The organism is Pseudomonas fluorescens (genome assembly GCF_001307155.1).
In the GTDB taxonomy this organism is placed as follows: domain Bacteria; phylum Pseudomonadota; class Gammaproteobacteria; order Pseudomonadales; family Pseudomonadaceae; genus Aquipseudomonas; species Aquipseudomonas helvetica.
In genome coordinates this window covers 5,550,314-5,566,446 of record NZ_CP012830.1, presented here as the reverse complement: position 1 = coordinate 5,566,446, position 16,133 = coordinate 5,550,314, and the positions used below count along the sequence as shown (strand labels likewise).

Annotated in this window: 15 protein-coding genes; 6 read left to right on the top strand and 9 right to left on the bottom strand. The window is 57.4% G+C overall.

Annotation, left to right across the window (positions count from 1 at the left end; genetic code table 11):
- Positions 1–349 precede the first annotated feature (349 nt).
- The 3 genes from AO353_RS25230 to AO353_RS25220 are packed head-to-tail and all read left to right on the top strand — an operon-like array spanning position 350 to position 1,645.
- On the top strand, positions 350–1,018 hold the full coding sequence (locus tag AO353_RS25230) for a hypothetical protein (RefSeq protein WP_054597407.1): 669 nt from the start codon (positions 350–352) through the stop codon (positions 1,016–1,018).
- Between the two features lie 30 nt (positions 1,019–1,048).
- Positions 1,049–1,318: a hypothetical protein gene (locus AO353_RS25225; protein ID WP_054597406.1), complete on the top strand. Its 270-nt coding sequence runs from the start codon at positions 1,049–1,051 to the stop codon at positions 1,316–1,318.
- 57 nt (positions 1,319–1,375) lie between these two features.
- The gene (locus AO353_RS25220) at positions 1,376–1,645 is read left to right on the top strand and encodes a hypothetical protein (RefSeq protein WP_054597405.1); all 270 of its coding nucleotides are present in this window, start codon (positions 1,376–1,378) and stop codon (positions 1,643–1,645) included.
- A gap of 79 nt (positions 1,646–1,724) precedes the next feature.
- Here AO353_RS25220 and dsdC read toward each other — a convergent pair whose 3' ends face one another.
- The 8 genes from dsdC to AO353_RS25180 all read right to left on the bottom strand — a co-directional run bounded on the left by dsdC (position 1,725) and on the right by AO353_RS25180 (position 11,036).
- Positions 1,725–2,660 (bottom strand): DNA-binding transcriptional regulator DsdC, encoded by a 936-nt coding sequence (gene dsdC, locus AO353_RS25215; RefSeq protein WP_054598334.1) that lies wholly within the window; start codon positions 2,658–2,660, stop codon positions 1,725–1,727.
- Positions 2,661–2,690: 30 nt separating this feature from the next.
- Entirely contained in the window at positions 2,691–4,043 is a 1,353-nt protein-coding gene (locus tag AO353_RS25210) for a D-serine ammonia-lyase (protein ID WP_054597404.1), read from the bottom strand.
- Between the two features lie 44 nt (positions 4,044–4,087).
- Positions 4,088–5,431 (bottom strand): gluconate:H+ symporter, encoded by a 1,344-nt coding sequence (locus tag AO353_RS25205; RefSeq protein WP_054597403.1) that lies wholly within the window; start codon positions 5,429–5,431, stop codon positions 4,088–4,090.
- Positions 5,432–5,822: 391 nt separating this feature from the next.
- On the bottom strand, positions 5,823–6,401 hold the full coding sequence (gene gfa / locus AO353_RS25200; protein ID WP_054597402.1) for an S-(hydroxymethyl)glutathione synthase: 579 nt from the start codon (positions 6,399–6,401) through the stop codon (positions 5,823–5,825).
- Positions 6,402–6,419: 18 nt separating this feature from the next.
- Complete coding sequence (gene wrbA, locus AO353_RS25195) at positions 6,420–7,022, bottom strand: NAD(P)H:quinone oxidoreductase (RefSeq protein ID WP_054597401.1); 603 nt, start codon at positions 7,020–7,022, stop codon at positions 6,420–6,422.
- 301 nt (positions 7,023–7,323) lie between these two features.
- On the bottom strand, positions 7,324–8,739 hold the full coding sequence (locus tag AO353_RS25190) for an amino acid permease (protein ID WP_054597400.1): 1,416 nt from the start codon (positions 8,737–8,739) through the stop codon (positions 7,324–7,326).
- 159 nt (positions 8,740–8,898) lie between these two features.
- Entirely contained in the window at positions 8,899–9,951 is a 1,053-nt protein-coding gene (locus AO353_RS25185) for an ornithine cyclodeaminase (RefSeq protein WP_054597399.1), read from the bottom strand.
- A gap of 50 nt (positions 9,952–10,001) precedes the next feature.
- Positions 10,002–11,036: a histone deacetylase family protein gene (locus AO353_RS25180; protein WP_054597398.1), complete on the bottom strand. Its 1,035-nt coding sequence runs from the start codon at positions 11,034–11,036 to the stop codon at positions 10,002–10,004.
- Between the two features lie 119 nt (positions 11,037–11,155).
- Here AO353_RS25180 and AO353_RS25175 point away from each other — a divergent pair, with 119 nt between their 5' ends.
- Complete coding sequence (locus tag AO353_RS25175) at positions 11,156–11,656, top strand: Lrp/AsnC family transcriptional regulator (RefSeq protein WP_054597397.1); 501 nt, start codon at positions 11,156–11,158, stop codon at positions 11,654–11,656.
- Between the two features lie 177 nt (positions 11,657–11,833).
- Here AO353_RS25175 and AO353_RS25170 read toward each other — a convergent pair whose 3' ends face one another.
- The gene (locus tag AO353_RS25170; protein ID WP_054597396.1) at positions 11,834–13,726 is read right to left on the bottom strand and encodes a sigma-54-dependent Fis family transcriptional regulator; all 1,893 of its coding nucleotides are present in this window, start codon (positions 13,724–13,726) and stop codon (positions 11,834–11,836) included.
- Between the two features lie 343 nt (positions 13,727–14,069).
- On the opposite strand from AO353_RS25170, the gene AO353_RS25165 reads away from it, so the two are divergent.
- Both AO353_RS25165 and AO353_RS25160 read left to right on the top strand, forming a co-directional pair.
- On the top strand, positions 14,070–15,170 hold the full coding sequence (locus AO353_RS25165; protein ID WP_054597395.1) for an ATP-NAD kinase family protein: 1,101 nt from the start codon (positions 14,070–14,072) through the stop codon (positions 15,168–15,170).
- Positions 15,148–16,125 (top strand): thiamine pyrophosphate-dependent dehydrogenase E1 component subunit alpha, encoded by a 978-nt coding sequence (locus tag AO353_RS25160; RefSeq protein ID WP_054597394.1) that lies wholly within the window; start codon positions 15,148–15,150, stop codon positions 16,123–16,125. Before AO353_RS25165 ends, AO353_RS25160 begins: the two co-directional genes overlap by 23 nt.
- Positions 16,126–16,133: the final 8 nt, after the last annotated feature.

Genomic DNA, 16,133 nt, shown 5'->3' with positions numbered 1-16,133 from the left:
GTTTTTTTACTGAGATGTAACTGACAGCACCCCCACATACACGAACGGGGAGGAGGGCATCCGACGTCATGGGTATATGGGATTTCAATTAACTGATCGACGTCGATCAGCAAGCCAGTATCGTCACGCGCAAAGCGACTGCTTTTCATTGAGCGTCAGTGACTTGGCATTTGATGACAAACGATACCGACAAGTGAGGTATAGCCTGTCCGGGCTCACCACAACTGTAGCTCATGGGTTTTCCACCATTCGTTCAGTCGATAGTTATCATCACGGAATGCAAGTTCTGTTTTTCCGCCAAAGGAGGAGGATGGCGCTATACCGAAGCCGCTTCTGAAGGAACTGCGCGATGAGAATCTCTACCTTGCTGGCACTTGTCGCCGTTTTGACCGGCAGTGTAGCCGCCACAGCACCGACCTACGCGGCCGAACAGTCCTGCCATTTTCTACCCATGGCCGACAGCACCATCGGCCTGCAGCACACTCAATCGGTGGGCGTGCTCTACAGCGAAAACACCCTCAACACCCTCGAATACCTGGAGCAGTACCATTCGGTAGCGCTGAACGGCGCGAAGAACCCTGCGCTCGATTCGCGTATCAGCAACGCGTTCGTCAACAGCTCCGATCCGAAACTCGCGATCAACTGGCTCATGGCTTCGCTACAGAAAGAGTTCGCCTCGGTGACCGTCTACGACAACCTCGACGCGGTGGTGCAAGCCCATCCTGACGTGGTGGTGATGCTGGACACCTACAGCCGTCTGGTGTCCAAGCGCAACAACCAGGTTGAAGCGCGATTCATGGCCAAGTTCTACGACTCGAACCTGCAGTACATCGGCAAGGCCGAAGGCTCGCGTGAACAGCAAATGCCTTCGGTCTGGGTTCATGGCAAAGCGGCGCCAGAGATCGCCGCGCAAATCGACCAGCAGACGGCGTTGCAATTGAACGCGCTGAAGCAGTTTGATGCGTCACTGAAGGCGCTTGTGTCGTCCAGCGAAGTGGCTCAGCTCGCAAATAACTGATGAGCGCGATTACGCATTTATGAATAGCCAATGCCTTACATCTCGCACAGTCAAATGCGGACATACATTCCACTTGAGTTTGATAGCTTAAAGCCATTCAGCGGCGTACCCAATAAGCAAAAACCGCTCAGACAAGACACGGAGGTCTGGCTGTCGTCATTCATTGATGACCGTTTCTGTCAGGGACAAGGATCTGAAGCTGGCGACTACTACCTTTTCCTCCATGGCCATACGTTCGCGCATGCCTGCCACTTGATGGCCTGCGTTGCAGCACAATGGATTCCGGAAACCATCAAATAAACGGGGCGAACTCCGAAAAGCCAGACGAGTAGGAACTTATATATGGAGATATATCGTATGTCGGCTCAAGAAAATCTTGTTGGCGGATGGACTCCTTACCACGAACTGACTCCAAAGGATCAGGAAGTATTCGATGAAGCCCTGGCCGGGCTCGTGGGTGTGCACTACACCGCTGAGCTGGTTTCGACCCAGGTCGTTAATGGCACCAACTATCGTTATCAGGCGAAAGCAACGCAGCCTGGTTCGCCAAACAGCTGGCAAGCGGTCGTGGAGATTTACGCGCCGATTAACGGCAAGCCGTATGTCACCCAGATCATCCGGATCTAAGCACGTCTCAACCCCGTCGGGTCGCGCATGGGATGCGCGACCCGACGTCTACATTTCTGTGTTCAGAATCCATGAAACGTCACATATCCACTTGCTCGATAAGCCAATCGATCAGCACCTGGAGCCTTCTTGGCATCGTTTCGTGAGCCGGATGAACCAGGTAGTAGCCATAGTTAACCGCTTCTCTAAATCCACCGAACGGAAGTACGAGTTCGCCATCCTGAATTCGCTTGCGAACCAGTTGTTCCCGTCCAATCGCCACACCTGCATGATTGATTGCGGCCAGGGTGCTCAAGTCCGAGCGGTCAAACGTCATGAAACGACTGGGAAGCTCGGTGGGCTCGCCAACCGCATCAAGCCATAGACGCCATTCCGCATCGAATGAAATGTTGTCCCACGCCGCGACATCATGCAGCGCAGTGCATTGTGACAGGCGCTCCGGATGTCCCACCAGACCATGTGCCTCGGCGTATTGCGGGCTGCACACTGGCGCAATTCGCTCTGGCATCAGTCGAACGCTTTCAAGGCCAGGGTGCTCGCCATTCGAATAGCAAAGCACCAGGTCAATACGTCGGGTTCGATAGTCGATCGGTTCATTGCCAACCCGAACATCCAGTTGAATCCCGGGATAGCGTGTAGTGAAATCGGATAGCCTCGGAACCAGCCAGCACTGTGCTACCGAAGGTCTGGCATAGAAGCACAGTTGCCCTTCGATCTGAGCGTGCGAACGCTCCTGCACAGCCTCGGACAGCTTATCCATGGTCTGCTGCATGACCTTGAAAATCCGCTCACCATCATCGGTCAGCTCGACCTTTCTAGGTAAACGGTGGAAAAGCTTGAGCGATAGCTCCTCCTCCAGACGAGCTATCCGGTGACTGACTGCGCTGGCGGTCAGGCACAGCTCCTCCGCTGCGCGGGCGAAACTGAGATGGCGCGCGGCGACGAGAAAAGTATGCAGGTTGGACAGATGGGCTCCGTTAAGCTTCGGAGCTTTCGTAAGACCAAGTTCTGGCATTGCTGTACCCCCACGAACCATGCGTTGTCATTACTGCGCAGGATGTTGCAGAGCACGGCCCTTATCAAGGTAGGTGGCGAACTCTGCGGCGGGCACCATGCTTCCGCCTGTTCCCCAAATCAAGTGCGTTGCGTTGGCTAACTTAGCCGTAGAGACACCGATGCGCTCCAGATACTTCTCATCATTGAGTACCCGCACAACTCCTGGCGCACCTGCCAAGGCCGATGGTTCCAGTTTTACATTTTCAAGCTCATGGGCCAGGAACATCAGGCGATAAAGCTCTTCATCCGTGACGGTATAGTAACCATCGATAAGTCGCTGCATCGCCTTTCCTACGAAGCCGGAGGGGCGGCCAACAGCTAATCCGTCAGCTGCGGTGACGTTGTCGATGCCGAACTCCTGGACACTCACCTCATCATGCAGGCCGGTGTAGACCCCGAGCATCATGCAGGGGGAGTGGGTCGGTTCTGCGAAAACACAGTGCACCGCGTCGCCAAAGGCAAGCTTCAATCCAAACGCAACGCCTCCAGGGCCTCCGCCAACACCGCAGGGCAGATAAACGAAGAGAGGATGATCGGCGTCCACTCGCACACCCGCGAATTCGAACTGTCGAGCCAGGCGCTCGGCTGCAACCGCATAGCCCAGGAACAGATGTGGCGAGTTCTCATCGTCTATGAAGTAGCAGGCAGGATCTTTTTCGGCTTGCAGGCGCCCGTTTTCGACCGCAACGCTGTAGTCGGACTCGTACTCGACCACTGTCACACCACTGGCCCGTAGCTTATCCTTCTTCCATTGGCGGGCATCCGACGACATGTGGACAGTTGCCTGAAAGCCCAGCTTGGCGCTCATGATGCCGATGGATAGTCCAAGATTGCCCGTGGAGCCGACCGCAATCTTGTAGCGGCTGAAGAACTCAAGCGCGGAGTCGCTGGCCAATGCCTCGTAGTTATCGTCCAGCTTGATCAACCCTGCTTGCAGGGCGAGGTCTTCAGCGTGTTTGAGCACTTCATGGATACCCCCTCTCGCCTTGATCGAGCCAGAGATAGGCAAATCGCTGTCTTTCTTGAGCCACAGCGAACCGACGCCAGGAAGGCCGGCTTCACTCAGAAGCCTTTGCTGGAATTTTTTCAGTGGCTGGATACCGGACTCGATGATCCCGTCCGCCGCTGCCGTTTCCGGAAACACCTTGGCGATGTAGGGTGCAAAGCGGCGGAGGCGTTCACTGGCATCTTTGACGTCGTTATGGTTCAGGCCTACATCGCCCAGTGCGATGGACACCGATGCAATAGCTGGATTGAACCAGGTGATTTCCTGAAGTGAAACCAGCTCCTTGATAATGGGATGGCTTTCATACCAGGCGTCTAGTGTTTTACCTTGAATCATAGGAACTACCTTTCGATAAGTCGTAGGTGAAGAGGGAAGGCTCATCATACAAATCTGGAAAGTATTAGCGTAAATACCAGCGCCGCAGAGGAGGCGAGTACGGTGGCGCCAGTGAATTTCTTGATGGCCTCAGACAAGGGAATACCCAGGTATTCTTTTACGACCCAGAACGCTGAGTCAGTGACATGGGTCCAGCCGATTGCACCTGCACCGATGGCGATAACAAGGATTTCAGGGCTGTATTCAGGGTGCTGACCCAAGATAGGTAGAACCATGCCTGCGGTGCTAATCATGGCGACCGTGGCGGAGCCAACAGCGAAGTGCATTAACCCAGCGATCAGCCATGCCAAAATGATCGGGTTGATTTGGGACTGCCCCAGCACGTCCGCCAGCGCCTTCCCAATACCGCTGCCTACCAACATGTCGTTGAACGCGCCGCCGGCTCCGATAATCAAGAGAATGCCAGCCAGTGGCGGGAAGCAGCGGTTGGTCAGATTGAGCAGGGCGCCCATGCCAAGCCCACGTCGCAGGCCTAGCGACCAGTACGCGAAGCAAATCGACAGCGCGAGAGCAATCAGCGGGTTGCCAATGAAAGAGACCCACTCAAGCGTCATTGAGCCTTTCGTTAGCAAAGGTGCAGCAAGTGTCTTGCCCACCATCAGTGCCAACGGCAGAAGCACCGTCACCATCGCAATACCGAAGCTTGGTGCCTTGCTGTCGTCTATGACCGCTTCGCTACGGGCAGCCAGAAACTGAGCTTGCCCCTCAGGGGCCTCCCGAGTGCAGGTCAGCCTCACCCAGATAGGCCCGGCAATAACCGCCGTTGGCAAGCCGACGATAAGGCCGTACAGAATCACCTTACCGATGTCGGCATTCAGCATGCCTGTAATGGCAGTGGCGGCTGGGTGCGGAGGGAGAATGCAGTGGACAACCATCAGTGAGATGGCCAACGGTACTCCCAGGTACAACACGTTGATCCTGGTCTGACGGGCGACGACATAGATCAGGGGAATCAGGAGGACAAATCCGACCTCGAAGAAAACGGGAATACCTGCGATGAAGCCGACCAGCATCATTGCCCAAGAGGCATTCTTCTCACCCAGCACCCTCAAGAGTGTGGTCGCAATACGTTTGGCGCCACCAGACTCCTCAAGCAGCTTGCCGAGAATGCTGCCTAAACCGATGATGCCGGCAAGGAAACCTAGCGTGCTGCCCATGCCTTTCTCAAAAGCCGAGACGATTGCCGTTGGGGCCATTCCTGTCCCGATCCCCACTAGCAGGCTTGCTGCGATAAGGGATAGGAACGGATGGACACGGAATTTACCGATCAGGACTACGATCAGCAGGATTGACGCTCCCAGGGTCAGTAGGGAATACGTAGGGGTCATGTTTGGATCTGCTCCATCGCAGTTCACATCCTTGCGAGTTATTGTTAGTTGTTTGCGATGGATTAGATTTCAGGGCTATAGCTGGTACAAACGATGATTCCTCAGGCTGTAGATGACGCTCCGTCACTTATCGTTTTTACACATCACTTCCTAAGAGGAGGTATGACAGTGCATAACACGATCTTCGCCCAGACACTGGCGCATAGCGTCGGTGTAGATTCGGGCGACAGGAGCGGGGTGGGTGTAGACGCCGACGCACATACCGATGTCGTCCGGCAGCCACTGCTTGAGCCGAAGGCCACGGCTCGAACCTGTGGGTACGATCCGCTCAGACGCGTTTTTTGGGATGCCGGGGCCGCGGCCCGACGAAGAAACCGCGGCGGCCGATCACTCAGGCGGCGGGGAGCAGGCCTTTCTGTTTGGCGACATGAGTCGCCATTGCGTCCATCAAGTCCGGGGACAGGCAGTCATAGGGCTCCAGGCCGATCGAGCGCAGGCGTTCACGGATGGCCTTCATTTGCGCTGGCGGCGTGCCGGTTTCGATGATGGAGGACACGAACGCTGCGAAGCTCGGCGCAGCCCATCCGCTCTGGGGAGAGAGTTCGGTGTGGACGAAGTCCAGACCATAAAACGCATGGTCCTTGTTCTCGATGCGTCCGAAGAGATGGGCGTGGCACTGCTTGCAGGCGTGCCGCTGGATGGTGGCGGTTTCGTCGACAATTGACAGTTTTTCACCGTGGGCAGTGACGCTGACCTTATCCCGAGGTACTACGGCAATGACGGCGAATATCGCGTTTTGCGGTTTCCAGCATTTGCTGCAGCCACACGCGTGGTTATGCAGGGTTTGTGCGTCTATCTTGATCTCGACCTTATCGGTCGCACACAGGCATTGCAGGGTGCCACCTGTGAAATTAGCGGCAGCAGGTTGGATACCATTGTCCAGTGCAGGGTGAAGTTTCAAGGTGCTCACGTTGGCTTCTCCGTTTCGTTAACCCGCGATCTTTATTGCAAGCTCAGCGACGTGTTTACCCTGGAAACGCGCAATATCCAGTTCATTTTGTGACGGTTGCCGTTTACCGTCAGTGCCTGCCAGGGTGGTCGCGCCATAGGGCGTACCGCCGGTGATCTCGCTCATGTTGGTCAGCCCTGCGCAGGTGTAAGGCACACCCACGATGACCATCCCCTGATGCAGGAGTGTGCTGTGAAACGACGTAATAGTGGTTTCCTGGCCACCGTGCTGGGTGCCGGTCGATGCAAAGACACTGCCGATTTTTCCGACCAGCGCGCCGCTCATCCACAGTCCGCCGGTCTGATCGAGAAATGTGCGCATCTGTCCCGCCATATTGCCGAAGCGCGTCGGTGTGCCAAAGATGATGGCATCGTAATTGCCCAGCTCGTCAGGTGTTGCCACCGGTGCCTTCTGGTCAAGTTTGACGCCAATGGCTGCTGCCTGTTCGGCCGGAATGGTTTCAGCGACACGCTTGAGCGTTACGTCGGTGCCGGGTACAGATCGTGCGCCTTCGGCTACTGCGCCAGCCATCGTTTCGAGGTGACCGTACATTGAGTAATAGAGAACCAGTACCTTCGCCATGATTTTTCTCCTGGATTAAGCTCCATTCGATGGATTAAGAAAATCTTGGGTACACCACTGCCAACGAACCGCAGCGGCAGGCGTAGCACTTGGTCACGAACAAAACTGCGGCTCACACCCACCCGACTGCTGGGACTTTGACGGCATGCGGATTAACACTAGCAGCTCCGTATGCTGCCTGCTGGGCAGACAGAGACGCTTTTATTGCCCCTCCGCCTCGAGATAGAGAGGAAGGGTGCGCAGCAAATCCCGCATTGCGCTCAAGCTTACTGCGTCGGCACCTAAAGGCAGCAGGTGAACATCAGCTGTACTGATTGGCCGAACCAGCAGCGGATCTTAGCTTCCTGGAATGGGTCAGCTGATAAGCAATGGCCAGCCAAATGAACCACCCTGGCATGACCAGTAGGGCAATACGAGTGTCAGGTCTTAATGCCAGCAGGCAGAGTACAAATCCCAGGAACGTCAACGAAAACCAGGCCATCGGCACGCCACCAGGCATCTTGTAGACCGATTTCGCATGCAGGTCGGGTCGGCTTTTACGATAGGCAATGTACGACGCGAGGATGGTCGACCAAGTGAAAATCACCAGGATTGCCGACACGGTAGAGACGATGGTAAACGCTGTCATGACCTCCGGAACGATGAACAGCAAAAGTACCCCAACCAGCATCAACAATGTGGTGAACGCCAAGCTCAGCAGAGGCACGCTATTACGCGACAAATGCCGAAATATCCCGGGAGCATTGTCGTGACTGGCCAGTCCAAACAGCATGCGACTCGATGAAAATACGCCACTGTTAGCCGATGAGGCGGCAGACGTCAGTACCACAAAGTTGACGATACCTGCTGCTGCGGGAAACCCTGCCACCAGAAACAGTTCGACGAAAGGGCTCTTGTTGGGCGAAACCTGTTGCCAGGAAGTCACCGCAATAATGCAGGCCAGTGCCAGCACATAAAACAGGATGATTCTCAGCGGAATCGAGTTGATGGCTTTCGGCAGAGTCTTCTCGGGGGAGCGAGTTTCGGCGGCAGCAGTACCGATCAGCTCGGTGCCGGCAAAGGAGAAAATTGCCATCTGGAATCCGGCAAAGAAACCAAACAGGCCGTTGGGGAAGGCTGCCTGTTTATCCAGCAGGTGGTTCAGGGATGCAGTAACGCCACTGGGTGATACAAAGGAGCTGGCAATCATCACCAGGCTAACGCCAATCAGGGTGACGACGGCAATGATTTTGATGATTGCGAACCAGAACTCCACTTCACCAAAAAGCCTGACGGTCAGCACGTTTAAGGCGAACAGCGTCATTAACATACCGACGGCTGGAATCCAGGCGGGTACATCGGGGAACCAGTACTGAAAGAATCCACCGACCACTACGGCATCACCCACCACCGCGACGCTCCAGCTCAGCCAGTACGACCAGCCGAGGAAGAATGCCGCTCGCGGGCCCAGGTAGGCACCGGTAAAGTCCGCGAAGGTTTTGAAGTTCAAGTTGGAGAGCAACAGTTCGCCCATGGCGCGCATGACGAAGTAGACGAACATCCCGATGATCATATAAATGAGGATGATCGACGTGCCTGAGAGGGCAATGATCTTCCCGGAACCCATGAACAGACCTGTACCGATGGCACCTCCCATGGCCATTAACTGAATGTGACGATTGCTGAGCGTGCGCTGCAGCGCGGGCTGTTCAACCCGCTCGGACGGAGTAGATTTCATTACAAAACCTCTTGATTTTATGTTTTTGAGTTTTGGCAGAAAGTCGGTGTCTAGCGTTGTTGTTAGAGATGCAACGGCTACTGACGGTGGTGGTTTTTGGGGTTTACAGGACGGTGAGTGGCCCCTTGGCACGCTGCTCGGAGGCATCACCTGCGGTTATCAGGTGGCTGTGCGCAGACGCGCCGGTTTGGCCGGTTGCTGATCAAGCAGTTGGTAAAGGTCTTTTATGTTGGCGGGTGTCGGCACTAGATGGATGCGCTCGCCGATCCCGTGCTCTCGCGCCAGGTCGTGCAGGTAGCGCAGCGACGAAAAATCTTCGAGAGCAAAACCCACCGAATCGAACACGGTGACTTGGGCATCATTCTCACGCCCCGGAACTTCGCCCAGCACAATGCGGAAAAACTCGACGACGGGCGAGTCGGCTTCCAGTTGTTGAATGTCGCCTTCAATCCGGGTTTGCGGTTCAAATTCAACGATGATCCGGGCGTTGCGCAGGATCTCGGCGTGCAGTTCGGTTTTTCCCGGGCAGTCACCACCGACAGCGTTGATATGCATGCCGGGTTCGATCATCTCGGGTGTCAGAATCGTTGCATAAGCCTTGTCGGCGGTGACTGTAGTGACAATGTGCGCGCCCTTGACCGCTTCCTGTACAGAGCTGGACAGAATCACTTCAATACCCGGGAATGCCGACAGGTTGTGCTTCAACTTGAGTGACGCATCACGATCAATATCGAAAATGCGGATTTCCCTGATCGACAGCATTTCGTGGAAGGCGATGGCTTGAAATTCGCTTTGAGCGCCGTTGCCAATGATTGCCATGACACTTGCACCAGGGCGTGCCAGGGACTGCGCGACCAGCGCGGATGTCGCGGCGGTGCGCACGGCAGTGGTCAGCGTCAATTCACTGAGCAAGGTTGGATAGCCACTGTGGACATCGGCGAGAACACCGAAAGCCATCACGGTCAGCAAGTCCCTTTGACCATTGCCCGGGTGGCCATTCACGTATTTGAACGAGTACTGTTGGCCATCGTCGGTGGGCATCAACTCGATCACACCGTCGGCGGAATGATTGGCGGTGCGAGGCGACTTATCAAACTGCGCCCAGCGTGAATAGTCAGCTTCGATGTATGTGGCCATCTCGCGGATTGCCCGACGGATACCCACCTTGGCGAACAGGCGTGCGGCATGATCGACATCGATAAAAAGAGTCATGTTTTTATTTTCCGATTCAGTAATTGAAATGCTGTAGGGCAGGGGATGGCTCAGGCGCGTTTGCTCTCGAAGCCATGCAGCACGTTGACCGCATTGATCCCGATTTCATCGACCATGTAGCCACCTTCCATCACGAACAGGGTGGGGCAGCCGACGCCTGCTATCAGTTCGCCAATGCCGATGAAGTCTTCGCTTTCCAGCAGGAAGTGGCTGATCGGGTCGTCCTTGAACGTGTCGACGCCGAGTGAAATAACCAGCACTTCAGGGGCGAATTGCTGGAGTTTCTTGCAGGCGTGGAGCAGGGCATTGCGGTAGCTTTCCCAGGTGGTGTTCTTCGGCAGCGGATAGTTCAGGTTGTAACCTTCGCCGTGGCCTGCACCGACTTCGTGGCTGAAGCCTGAGTAGTACGGATAGGACACCGTCGGCTCACCGTGTAGCGAGACAAACATGACGTCACTGCGCCCGTAGAAAATGTTTTGGGTGCCGTTGCCGTGATGAAAGTCGACGTCCAGTACTGCAACACGTTTGGAACCTTGGGTAATGGCCTGTTGTGCAGCAATGGCGGCGTTGTTGAGATAGCAATAGCCGCCCATGTATTCACGCGCTGCGTGATGGCCGGGCGGACGGCACAGGGCAAAGGCACTGTCGTGGCCTTCATCGATCAGCGCCAGGCCGGTGAGGGCGATGTCTGCACTGGTTTTTACCGCTTGCCAAGTGGTGGCGGTAATCGGGGAGCCGGCGTCCATGGCGTAGAAACCGAGCTTGCCGTCGATGAACGTCGGGACTTGCTCGTTGGACAGGTCGCGCACTGGCCATACCAGCGGCAGCGCATCGTGGGTGCGCCCAGTCGCGCACCATTCCGACCAGGCGCTCTCCAGAAAACTGACGTAGCGCTCGCTGTGCGCATTGACGTAACACGACCGGTCAAATATTCGCGGTTCGACGATCTGGCCAAGGCCTACCTGCTTGACGCGGTTATGGACAGTATCGGCCCTACTGGGCTGTTCGAACGACGGCTTGAGCACACCGTCTTTCAATTCGGTGCCGTGGTGCAAGCGATGGGAATCACTGAAAACTGTAAACATTCTGCGCATCCGTTAATGTGAGCCAGTGCAAATATTCTGTTCCGGCCGGGACGCGCTTTCTTTGCTTTGTTTTCGTGGTTTGCTAGATTATTCGGGCGTTTTTACTCAGGAATGGCGTAATGCAGAAAAAATCATCCAAACGCATCAGCCTCGACGAGACCGACCTGGCGATACTCACGTTGCTGCAGGAAGATGCGAGCATTTCCAACGCCGAGCTCAGTGAGCGTCTGTCGTTAAGCCTGACGCCTTGCTGGCGAAGGCGTAAGAGAATGGAGGAGGCTGGCGTAATCAAGGGCTACCAGGCCAATCTTGATCGACGCATGCTTGGGCTGGACATTTTGGCGTTCGTGCACATCCGTTTTTCCACCCATGCGGATCATGCTCCCGACGCCTTCGAGGCGGTGATTGCGCAATTGCCCGAGGTGTTGTCTTGTCACAAGATCACTGGAGATGCCGATTACGTGTTGCAAGTGTTGGCAGAGGATCTTGATAGTTACAGCGACTTTATCGAGCACGTGCTCAGGCGTCAGATGGGTATTGCATCCATTCAGTCCAGTCTGGCTTTGCGCGAGGTTAAGACCAGTAGCCGTATTGCGATACCCAAATCGCTCAAGGACTGAACGGGCAGATGGCGTCAGGTGAGCATCTCATGGGCCGAGGTAGCGCCGGCAGACGTGCCGGACGTGTGTTCCATGCCAAGGTTTTAGCCGCACCCTGATGCCGCAGTGACGAGTGCATTTCTGTTGAACGGGTCGATACGCGCGCTCATTAAAGCGGCTTGCCAGGGGCACCAGGCTTTACACCTGGCTTCTGCCAGGCATGTCGATGCCATGCTGATGCACCCGCCGATACAGGGTTGCCCGGGAGATGCCCAAAGACTTTGCAGCAGCGGTGGGTTTCCAGCGGTGACGCACCAAGGCATCGAGCAATGCCTGGCGCTCCGGGCTCGCGCAGCAATCAATGGTGTCGCCAGAGCCTGGGCCATCAAGTCGGTGATCTTGCAGTTGCTCGGGCAAATGGCTGACCTGAATCAGGTTTGAATCGCACACCGCACAGGCATATCGCAGCACGTGCCGCAACTGGCGAACGTTACCTGGCCAGCGGTAGCCAAGCAGGCATTCCAGAGCTGCACCTCCCAGGTGCATAGGTTCTGCGCAAAGCGTCGATTCCTCATCGAGAATCCGGTTGATCAGCGCCAGCCGGTCACTGCGTTCGCGCAGCGGCGGCAACTGGAAGCGCGCTCCATTCAAACGAAAGTAGAGGTCTTCGCGAAACTCGCCCGCGGCGACCAGTCCTTCCAGATCGCGGTGGCTCGCGCAGACGACCTGAAGGTCGATCGCTTTGCGCCGTGAGGCTCCCAGAGGCGCCACTTCACCCTCGGCCAGAACCCGCAGCAGCCGGGTTTGCAAGGACAGGGGCATGTCGCCGATTTCATCGAGAAACAGAGTGCCGCCATCGGCCTGTTCCAGCAGACCTTGCATGCCCTTGCTCGAGGCGCCGGTAAAGGCGCCAGCGACATAGCCAAATAATTCGCTTTCGATCAGGTTCTCGGGGATCGCCGCGCAGTTTACTGCAACGAACGGCCGCTCGCGGCGCTGGCTGGCTTGGTGCAACTGACGGGCGAAGACTTCCTTGCCGGAGCCGGTCTCGCCCTGGATCAGCACCGGCAGGTTGCGGTCTTTAACCCGCACTGCAAGGCGCAGGCTTTCTTCCAGTCGCGGGTCGAGTTCGGCGGGTGTCAGTGCCAGTCGCGAAGCGTTGCGATTCACCCGCCGTGGCACGCTGAGGCGACCATGCAATTGCGTGTGGCCACCCTGGCTGTGCAACAGGCATAGCGATTCGTCACTGATCCGATGCAGCAACTGCTGATCGAACACTTGGCCAATGTGTTCCGGCAGTTGACCAAAACGGTGCAACAGCCATTGCCGCGCAGCCGGGTTCAACGCCTGCAAGCAGCCGTCGTTGTCCCAGGCGAGCAAGTAATCGGGTTGGCTGTCGACGTAGCCAGGGCTGCTGTGGGCTCGCAGCACCCAGTAACCCTGGGCGCTGCTCATGAAGAATGCCTGTTCGATTTCACGCGCGCTCTGCACCACCATCTGCCGGATCAGGTGTTGGGAGCGGCGGTCGTCGGGTGAGCGCACCGCCGACACATCAAGCACCCCGAGCAGCTCGCCCTTGGGGTCGAAGACTGGCGCCGCTGAGCAGGTGAGTCCGATAAACGCGGCGCGAAAATGATCGCGCTTGTGAACAGTGACCGGCGTTCGCGCAGTCAGTACCGCCGCCACGCCACACGTACCTTCCTCACCTTCCGACCAGCAAGTGCCCAAGTAAAGACCGGCCTTGCGGCAGTCATTGCGAATGGAAGTTTCGACGCGGTAGTCGATGGTCTGGCCCTGAGCGTCTGTGAGCAGGACGCAGTAGTCGGCATCGCGGACCCGACCGTGGAGGCGGGCGACTTCCTCACTGGCGATGCGCAAGAACAACTCGGAGCGCTCGCGGCATTCCTGCAGCACGTTCTGCGAGAGGATCCGTGGTCCTTGTAGCGAGCCGGGATCCAGGTGGTGTTGCTCCATGGAGCGACGCCAGGAGTCGAGAATCAAGTCCGACACAGGCAGCTGCGGCAGGTGCCCGGCATTCTTCAAAACACGGCTGACGCAATCCACATGCGCCTTTGAGTGTGCGGAAAGCATTCAGGCCTCCGGTTCCATCTTCTTTTAGTTGTGCGGCTATTAAGCGCCGTTCATTGACCGCAGACAAGCGTCGGGTCAACCGGGGCTGGCGGTGAGACGCGATGTCTCACGGTCTCGCCGCCACCTCGTGCAGCCTGACATCACGCGTTTCATTCGGGTTTGATTTCGGCCACCCCCGGGGTCCCATCGGAGCGCTCTACGACGGGGTTGTGCAGGTTTTTTTGCGGATCTGGCACCGGCCTTGCTCTAGCTCTGGCAACCAGCCTGACTGGCAACCCAATAATAAAAAGAGGTGCCCGATGTCCTGCCGAAATCCTTTTCCTGTTCTGCCCGTGGTGGCGTCATGAGTCGTGCGCCGCTGACCGTAGGTATCATTGCCAATCCGGCATCCGGCCGGGACGTGCGGCGCCTGACCGCCAACGCCGGGTTGTTTTCCAGCACCGACAAGGTCTCGGTGATCCAGCGCTTGCTGGCAGCCTTTGGCGCCACGGGTGTCGAACGGGTGCTGATGCCCACAGACATGACCGGCATCGCCGCCGCCGTGCTGAAAAACAGCCACGGCCGCCAGGCTCGCAGCAGTCACTGGCCAACCCTTGAGTTCCTCGACCTGACCCTGCGCCAAAGCGTCGAGGATACCCGTCACGCGGCACGCTGGATGGCCGAACGGGGCGTTGCGCTGATCGCCGTGTTGGGTGGCGACGGTACTCACAAGGCGGTGGCCGCCGAGGTCGGCGACATTCCGCTGCTGACGCTGTCCACCGGCACCAACAACGCCTTTCCGGAGCTACGTGAAGCCACCAGCGCCGGGTTGGCCGGCGGGCTGTTTGTCAGTGGGCGGATCCCGCTCGAGATCGCTTTGCGCCGCAATAAACGCTTGTTGGTGCGCGAGCCGAGTCGTGGCCTGTGCGAGATGGCCCTGGTGGACGTGGCGGTGTCCTCGTTGCCCTTCGTCGGCGCACGGGCCATCAGTCGCGGGGGCGATCTGGCCGAGGTGTTTGTGACCTTCGCCGAACCTCAGTCCATTGGCATCTCGGCCCTTTGCGGCTTGTGGTTTCCCGTATCGCGTCAGGCTCCGGGTGGGGCCTGGATGCGCCTCGATGCGCAATCTCCGAAAGCGCTGCTGGTGCCTCTGGCTCCCGGCCTGCTGCAAGGCTGCGGCGTACTCGCTGCGGGAAGCCTTGAACCCGGTGTCGCCCATAGTCTGTGCCTGGCCAGCGGAACCCTCGCTCTGGATGGCGAGCGCGAGATCGAATTCAACACCCATGACCGGCCCACGGTCACCCTCGATTCCAGCGGTCCGCTCAGCATCGATGTCAATGCGGTCCTGGACTATGCAGCGCAACAGCGACTTCTGGCCATCGGCCGTGAACACCCGCAGCACCCTCTGAACCTCTCGTCTCAAGACACCCTGGAGAATAAAAATGTCGACACAGCTAACCGCTGATCAATTGCTGCATGCCTATCAGGTGATGCGCACTATCCGCGTCTTTGAAGAGCGCCTGCACGTGGAATTCGCCACCGGTGAGATTCCCGGTTTTGTCCATCTGTATGCCGGCGAAGAGGCCTCGGCCGCCGGGGTCATGGCTCATTTGAGGGATGACGATTGCATTGCCTCCAACCACCGTGGTCACGGCCACTGCATCGCCAAAGGCGTCGATGTAGACGGGATGATGGCCGAGATCTACGGCAAGAAAACCGGGGTCTGCCAAGGCAAGGGTGGCTCCATGCACATCGCCGATTTCGAGAAGGGCATGCTCGGTGCCAATGGCATTGTGGGGGCCGGTGCGCCGCTGGTCGTGGGCGCGGCCCTGGCCGCCAAACTCAAGGGCACCGACAGTGTTGCGGTGGTGTTCTTTGGTGATGGCGGCTCCAACGAAGGGGCGGTGTTCGAAGCGATGAACATGGCCTCGGTATGGAATCTGCCGTGCCTGTTCATTGCCGAGAACAACGGTTACGCCGAAGCCACGGCTTCCAACTGGTCGGTGGCCTGCGATCACATCGCCGACCGCGCTGCCGGTTTCGGCATGCCCGGGGTCACGGTGGACGGTTTCGACTTCTTCGCCGTTCACGAAGCCGCCGGTGCCGCAGTGGAGCGGGCCAGGGCCGGGGAGGGGCCATCGCTGATCGAGGTCAAGCTGACTCGCTATTACGGTCACTTTGAGGGCGACGCCCAGACCTATCGGGCGCCGGACGAGGTCAAGCATTTCCGCGAGCACAACGACTGCTTGATGCAGTTCCGCGAACGCATCATCCGTGCCGGGCGGGCGCAGGCCAGCCAGTTGGACCAGATCGACAGCGAGGTGGAGCTGCTGATCGAGAACGCCGTGCTCAAGGCCAAGTCCGCCCCCAAGCCGAGCGCGGCCGATCTGCTCTCCGACGTCTACGTTTCCTATCCCTGAACGCCCCC

Bases quoted from the DNA above. Each gene is read 5' to 3' on its own strand.
- AO353_RS25230 (WP_054597407.1), top strand. From the start codon at position 350: ATGAGAATCTCTACCTTGCTGGCACTTGTCGCCGTTTTGACCGGCAGT.
- AO353_RS25225 (WP_054597406.1), top strand. From the start codon at position 1,049: ATGCCTTACATCTCGCACAGTCAAATGCGGACATACATTCCACTTGAG.
- AO353_RS25220 (WP_054597405.1), top strand. From the start codon at position 1,376: ATGTCGGCTCAAGAAAATCTTGTTGGCGGATGGACTCCTTACCACGAA.
- dsdC (WP_054598334.1), bottom strand. From the start codon at position 2,660: ATGCCAGAACTTGGTCTTACGAAAGCTCCGAAGCTTAACGGAGCCCAT.
- AO353_RS25210 (WP_054597404.1), bottom strand. From the start codon at position 4,043: ATGATTCAAGGTAAAACACTAGACGCCTGGTATGAAAGCCATCCCATT.
- AO353_RS25205 (WP_054597403.1), bottom strand. From the start codon at position 5,431: ATGACCCCTACGTATTCCCTACTGACCCTGGGAGCGTCAATCCTGCTG.
- wrbA (WP_054597401.1), bottom strand. From the start codon at position 7,022: ATGGCGAAGGTACTGGTTCTCTATTACTCAATGTACGGTCACCTCGAA.
- AO353_RS25190 (WP_054597400.1), bottom strand. From the start codon at position 8,739: ATGAAATCTACTCCGTCCGAGCGGGTTGAACAGCCCGCGCTGCAGCGC.
- AO353_RS25185 (WP_054597399.1), bottom strand. From the start codon at position 9,951: ATGACTCTTTTTATCGATGTCGATCATGCCGCACGCCTGTTCGCCAAG.
- AO353_RS25180 (WP_054597398.1), bottom strand. From the start codon at position 11,036: ATGTTTACAGTTTTCAGTGATTCCCATCGCTTGCACCACGGCACCGAA.
- AO353_RS25175 (WP_054597397.1), top strand. From the start codon at position 11,156: ATGCAGAAAAAATCATCCAAACGCATCAGCCTCGACGAGACCGACCTG.
- AO353_RS25170 (WP_054597396.1), bottom strand. From the start codon at position 13,726: ATGCTTTCCGCACACTCAAAGGCGCATGTGGATTGCGTCAGCCGTGTT.
- AO353_RS25165 (WP_054597395.1), top strand. From the start codon at position 14,070: ATGAGTCGTGCGCCGCTGACCGTAGGTATCATTGCCAATCCGGCATCC.
- AO353_RS25160 (WP_054597394.1), top strand. From the start codon at position 15,148: ATGTCGACACAGCTAACCGCTGATCAATTGCTGCATGCCTATCAGGTG.